This window comes from Georgenia sp. 311, assembly GCF_006151955.1.
GTDB lineage: Bacteria > Actinomycetota > Actinomycetes > Actinomycetales > Actinomycetaceae > Oceanitalea > Oceanitalea wutianyii.
The window spans coordinates 118148-124343 of the sequence record NZ_VDFS01000037.1; the positions used below are offsets into that span (position 1 = coordinate 118148).

The 6196-nt window shown below is 72.1% G+C and carries 5 protein-coding genes; 1 reads left to right on the forward strand and 4 read right to left on the reverse strand.

Translation table 11 applies throughout. From position 1 onward, the window contains the following. The 4 genes from FHE66_RS15440 to FHE66_RS06850 form a co-directional block, all read right to left on the reverse strand. Positions 1-1011: TRAP transporter substrate-binding protein (locus FHE66_RS15440; RefSeq protein WP_176554685.1), on the reverse strand; the 1011-nt coding region annotated here is incomplete at its 3' end. Between the two features lie 109 nt (positions 1012-1120). Beyond that, positions 1121-1993, reverse strand: a complete 873-nt coding sequence (locus FHE66_RS06840) for an LLM class flavin-dependent oxidoreductase (RefSeq protein ID WP_139072218.1) — start codon at positions 1991-1993, stop codon at positions 1121-1123. 75 nt (positions 1994-2068) lie between these two features. Next, the gene (locus FHE66_RS06845) at positions 2069-2473 is read right to left on the reverse strand and encodes an FKBP-type peptidyl-prolyl cis-trans isomerase (RefSeq protein WP_139072219.1); all 405 of its coding nucleotides are present in this window, start codon (positions 2471-2473) and stop codon (positions 2069-2071) included. A gap of 9 nt (positions 2474-2482) precedes the next feature. Beyond that, the gene (locus FHE66_RS06850) at positions 2483-2965 is read right to left on the reverse strand and encodes a MarR family winged helix-turn-helix transcriptional regulator (protein WP_139072220.1); all 483 of its coding nucleotides are present in this window, start codon (positions 2963-2965) and stop codon (positions 2483-2485) included. Positions 2966-3043: 78 nt separating this feature from the next. Between FHE66_RS06850 and FHE66_RS06855 the strand changes: the two genes are divergently transcribed. Next, positions 3044-6127, forward strand: a complete 3084-nt coding sequence (locus FHE66_RS06855; protein WP_139072221.1) for an efflux RND transporter permease subunit — start codon at positions 3044-3046, stop codon at positions 6125-6127. Positions 6128-6196: the final 69 nt, after the last annotated feature.

Here is a 6196-nt window from a genome sequence, read left to right on the forward strand (position 1 = left end):
GTCGAGCGTGCCCTCGGGCCACATGTCCCCGTCGAACTGGTCGAACTGCCCGTCCAGCGCCTCACGGAAGGCGTCCATGTCGACGTCCACGACGGTCATGTTCTCCTCGATGACGGCCATGGCCTCCTCGATCGTGGCCCGCGTCGCCTCGGTGACCTCCTCGCCGACGCGCTCCATCTCCTCCTCGAGGATCGAGCGGTGCTCCTCGCACAGGCCCTGCCACAGGTCGTCGTTGAAGTACCAGGCACGCACGTCGCGGATGTAGTCCGTCGGCATGTAGTAGTCCTGCACCTCGTAGATGCTGTTGTTCACCACCGCGACGGAACCGGTCTCCTGCGCGTCGACCACTCCCTGTCGGAGGGAGAAGTACAGGTCGGACAGGGCGATGACCTGGGGCTGTGCACCGAGCGCGACAGCGAACGCCTGCGGGATCGGGGCGTCCGCGATGCGGATGCGCAGGCCTTCCATGTCGGCCGGCGTCACGACCGGGCGGTTGGCGGTGAGCGCCCGCGGCTCGTTGTCCCCGGAGGCCTCGACGACCCGGACACCGGTGGCCTCGGCCGCCCGGTCGAAGATCTCGGCGAACTCCTCGGAGTCCAGCACCGCCTTGAACTGCTCGTAGCTGTCCCAGAGGAAGGGCACGGTCAGGGCCGTGAACTCCTCCGCGCCGGCCAGCGCCGAGTACGTCGAGATCGTCTCGTAGTAGACGTCGATCTCACCGCTCGCGACGCCTGCGTAGGCGTCGTTCATGTCGCCGAGCTGACTGTCGGGGAACACCTGCATGTCGATGGCACCGTCGGTGCGCTCCGCGACCCGCTCCGCCATCGCCTGGGCGGCAACCGTGCCGGGGTCGTTGGCCGTGCGGATCATCGCGACGCGGATGGCCTGGTCCTGGCACTGTCCCGCGTCGGCACCGCTCGAGTCACCGCCGCCCGCGCCCGTGAGAAACCCGCATCCGGTGAGCACCGTCGCTCCCAGCGCAGCAGCCGCAACCACCTTGACATTACGCATATGCCTACCTCCTCGTTAGGTGGCGCGAGCATGGCATGCAAGCGGTTGCACGTCAACAATCGGTCAATGACCCGGCAGCCGGGTCAGAACCGGGCTGGCTCAGCGGCGGTCAGACCGCCCGCAGGTCGGGCAGCCGCTCGGCGAGGGCGTCGAGCACGGCCTCACTGCCGGCGAAGACGCCGGACTCGCGGGGCCAGTGGACCAGGACGTCGGTGAAGCCCAGCTCCCGGGCCCGCCCGACGCTGTCCTCCACGTGGTCGACGGAGTCGAGGGTGTAGGCGGCGGTGTCGACGTCGAGGTAGCGGGGCTTGCCGGAGCGGCCGTGCTCGGCCTCGATCTCGGCGAACCGGGAGGCGAGGCGGGCCACGCCCTGCCACCACTGCGACTCGTCCGCGGCGGCGCCGTCCCCGACGGTCGCCCAGCCCTCACCGCTCCGGGCCGCGAGCGCCATCCCGCGCGGACCGTTGGCGGCGACGACGAACGGCATCCGCGGCCGCTGGGTGCTGCCGGGGATCATCCTGGCGTCGACGGCGGTGAAGTACTCCCCGGACCACGTCGTGCGGTCCTGGGTGAGCAGGAGGTCGAGCAGCTCGACGAACTCCGCGAAGCGGCGCTGGCGCTGCGGGCCGGTGAGGCGCGGCAGGCCGAGGACGTCGGCGTCCACGCCAGTGCCGCCCGAGCCCACGCCCAGGAGCACGCGCCCGCCGGAGACGTCGTCGAGCGACATGAGCTCCTTGGCGAACGTCACCGGGTGGCGGTAGTTCGGCGAGGCGACCCACGTGCCGAGGCGGATGGTCGACGTCACCGTCGCGGCCGCCGTCAGGGTCGGGACGGTGGCGAACCACGGCTCGTCGACGAGGCTGCGCCACGCGAGGTGGTCGAAGGTCCAGGCGTGGTCGAAGCCCATCCCCTCGGCGCGGCGCCACAGCTCGGCCCCCTCACGCCACCGCTGCTGGGGAAGGATCTCGATGCCGATGCGCACGGCGGGCACCTCTCTGCACAGGCGCGGGCGCCGTCGGCGGCACCGACGACGCCCGCGCAGGAGCTGATGGAAGGACTACTCGACGCCGACGATGTCGACGACGAAGACGAGGGTGTCCTCGCCGCCGATGCCGGCCTGCGGCACGCCGCGCGGGCCGTAGCCGTGCTCCGGCGGGATGGACAGGAGGACGCGCGAGCCGATCGCCTTGCCGACGAGGCCGTCGTCCCAGCCGCCGATGACCATCCCGACGCCGATCGGGAAGGAGATGGTCTGACCGCGGGTGTAGGAGCTGTCGAAGACGGGCCCGTCCCAGATCTGGCCGTGGTAGTTGACCACGATCGTGTTGCCTGCCTCGACGGCCGGGCCGTCACCGGCCTCGAGCACCTGCACCTGCAGGCCCTCGGGGGCGGGGGTGTCGGGGAAGGTCAGGGTGGGCTCGTCGCCGAAGCCGCCGGAGGCGGTGGGGAGGTCTGCGCTCATGGAAAGACCCTACGGTGCCGGGGGCGGCGGTGCGTACTCGGCGTCCGTGGCGTGCGCGCTCAGCGCCTGCGCCAGCGCGGTCAGCCCCTGGGCGAGCGCCCGCAGGTCCTGGGTGGCGAGGTGCTGGAGGATCTCCTCCCCCGCGCCCCAGCCTGCCGCCTCGTACTCCGCGACGACGGCGTGGCCCTGGTCGCTCAGGCCGACGAGCCGCACCCGCCGGTCGCCAGGGTCGGGCCGGCGCTCGACGAGGCCACGCTCGACGAGGCGGTCCACGAGACCGGACACCGTGGGCATCGAGACGTCGAGGTGCCGGGCGAGCTGGTGCCCCCCGACCGGGCCGTGGACGCGCAGCAGCATGAGGAGGCGCAGCTGCTGCATGGTCACCGGCGCCTCGGGCAGCGGAGCGCACCGGGGATGGGCGTGCAGCTGTGCGACGATCGCCCGGCGGGCGGCGTCCACCTCGGCGACGAGCTCAGCCGGCTGCTGGTCCACGTGTTACCTTTCTTTCGCTCTGCCTAAGTATTAGTCAGAGCCGATCTTTCCCGGCCCACTCTCCCACACGGAGCGCGCGTGTCCTCTCTTGCCCGGTTCAGCCTCTCCAACCGCGCGCTGGTCGCCCTGGCCACGGTCCTCGCCGTCCTCGGCGGCCTGTGGGCGACGTCGACGCTCAAGCAGGAGCTCATCCCGCCGCTCGACCTGCCCATCGTCGGCGTCGTCACCTCCTACCCCGGCGCCTCCCCCGAGGTCGTCGAGCAGCAGGTGAGCGACGTCGTCGAGCAGGCGGCGGGCGTCGTCGCGGGCCTCGAGGGCACGACGTCGACGTCGAGCGCCGGCTCCTCCGTCGTCCTCCTCGAGCTCGAGTACGGCACGAACGTCACCAACGCCCAGCAGGAGCTGCAGGCCGCCCTCACCCGCCTGGGCCCCGTGCTGCCCGAGGCCGCCGACTGGCAGGTCATCTCCGGCGGCATCGACGACCTGCCCGTCGTCCAGCTCTCCGCCGCGACGAGCGGGGACCAGGACGCCGCCGCCGAGGTGCTCCGCACCGTCGTCGTGCCCGAGCTCGAGCGCCTCGACGGGGTCCGTGACGTCCAGCTCAGCGGCGTGCAGGACGACCAGGTCCGTATCGACGTCGACCTGCCCGCCCTCGCCCAGGCCGGCCTCGACCCCACCGCCATCGGCCAGGCGCTCACCGCCAACGGCGCCGTCGTGCCCGGCGGGACGATCACCGAGGACGACCGCACCCTGTCGGTCCAGACCGGCGAGCGGCTCACCTCCGCCGAGGACGTCGCCGCCCTGCCCATCCCCACCGCGGCCGGCCCGGTGCGCCTCGACACGATCGCCGAGGTCACCTCCGAGCCCGCCACCGCCACCTCCTTCAGCCGCACCGACGGCACGCCGAGCTTCGGGCTGGCCATCACCAAGACGCCCGACGGCAACACCGTCGAGGTCTCCCACGAGGTCCAGGAGCTCATCCCCGAGTTCGCGACCGCGCTCGGTGAGGGCGCGGAGATCACCGTCGTCTTCGACCAGGCGCCGTTCATCGAGCAGTCGATCGAGGACCTCACCGTCGAGGGCCTGCTCGGCCTCGTCTTCGCCGTCGTCGTCATCCTGCTGTTCCTGCGCAAGTGGCGCCCGACGGCGGTGACCGCGCTGTCGATCCCGCTGTCGCTCATCGTCGCGCTCATCGGCCTGCGCACCGTGGGCTACACGCTCAACCTCTTCACCCTCGCCGCGCTCACCGTGTCCGTCGGCCGCGTCGTCGACGACTCGATCGTCGTCATCGAGAACATCAACCGGCACCTGTCCTACGGCAAGCCGCGCCGCCAGGCGATCCTCGACGCCGTGCGCGAGGTCGCCGGCGCCATCACCTCCGCGACGATCGCCACCGCCGCCGTGTTCGTGCCGATCGGTCTCGTCGGCGGGATGGTCGGTGAGCTCTTCCGGCCCTTCGCGTTCACCGCCGCGCTCGCCCTGCTCGCCTCCCTGTTCGTCGCGCTCACCATCGTCCCGGTGCTCGCCTACTGGTTCGTCCGCGGTCCGCGACCGGGTGAGGACCCCGCGGTCGTGCGCGCGGCGGCCGAGGAGAAGGAGCGCCGCTCCTTCCTCCAGCGCAGCTACGTCGGCACCCTGCGCGCCGCGCTGCGCCGCCCGTGGCTCGCCGTGCTCGCCGCCGTCGTCGTCCTCGCCGGGACGGCCGGCGCGGCCACCCAGCTGCAGACCCAGTTCATCGGGGACACCGGCCAGAACACCCTGTCGGTCACCCAGACGCTGCCCGCGGGCACGTCCCTGGCCGCCGCCGACGCCGCCGCCCAGCGGGTCGAGGAGGCCATCGCCGAGCTCGACGACGTGGAGACCTACCAGGTGACCGGCGGCTCCGGCGACGCCGCCATGGCGTTCTTCGGCTCGTCCAACGACACGATGTTCTCCATCACCCTCGACCTCGACGCCGACGCCGTCGCCGCCGAGGAGGAGCTGCGCGCCCTGCTCGCCGACGTCGAGGACGCGGGCGAGCTCACCGTGGCCACCGGCATGGCCGGGTTCGGGGGGAGCCTCGAGGTCGTCGTCAGCGGCGTCGACGGGGAGGACGTCGAGACAGCGGCGCAGCAGGTGCTCGACGCCGTCGCCGGCATCGAGGGCACCACCGACGTCACCTCCAACCTCGCCGCCGAGCTGCCCACCCTCCAGGTCCGGGTGGACCGGGAGGCCGCCGCGGCCCTCGGGCTCACCGAGGCGCAGGTCGGACAGACCGTCTCCACGGCGCTGCAGGGCACGACGCTCGGCGTCGTCAACACCGAGAACGGGCGCAACGAGATCGTCATGGAGGTCGGCGAGGCGCCGGCGACCCGTGAGGAGCTCGCCGCGCTGCCGCTGGCGACCCCGGCCGGCCCGGTCCCGCTGTCCCAGGTGGCCCAGGTCGAGGAGGTCGCCCAGCCGGTGACCATCACCCGGGCCGACGGGCTGCGCAGCGCGTCGATCACCGCGACGTCCACCGCCTCGGACCTCGGCCAGGTCACCGCCGCCCTCCAGGGCGCGCTGGACTCCCTCGACCTGCCCGACGGCGTCTCGGCAGAGGTCGCCGGGGTCAGCGCCGACCAGGAGGAGGCCTTCGCCAACCTCGGCCTCGCGCTGCTCCTGTCGCTGGCGATCGTCTACCTCGTCATGGTGGCGACGTTCAACTCCCTCATCCAGCCCCTCGTGCTCATGATCTCGGTGCCGTTCGCGGCGACCGGTGCGGTGCTCATGCTCGTCCTCACCGGCAGCCAGCTCGACGTGCCCGGCCTCATCGGCGCGCTCATGCTCGTCGGCATCGTCGTGACGAACGCGATCGTCCTCATCGACCTCATCAACCAGTACCGCAAGGAGGGCATGGGGCTGGTCGAGGGGATCATCGAGGGTGGCCGGCACCGCCTGGCCCCGATCCTCATGACGGCCGCCGCGACCATCGCGGCGCTGGTCCCCATGGCGACCGGCATCACCGGCGGCAGCGCGTTCATCTCCCAGCCGCTCGCGCTCGTCGTCATCGGCGGGCTCGTCACCTCGACGTTCCTCACCCTGCTCTTCGTCCCGGTGCTCTACCTGCTCGTCGAGCGCCGGCTGGAGAAGGTCCGGGCCCGCCGCGCCGAGAAGCAGCCCGACCTCGTCGAGCAGCAGTAGCCCTCCCCGCTCTCACGCACCCCACCCCGCCGAGAGCTGGATCCTGCACGGTGCAGGATCCAGCTCTCG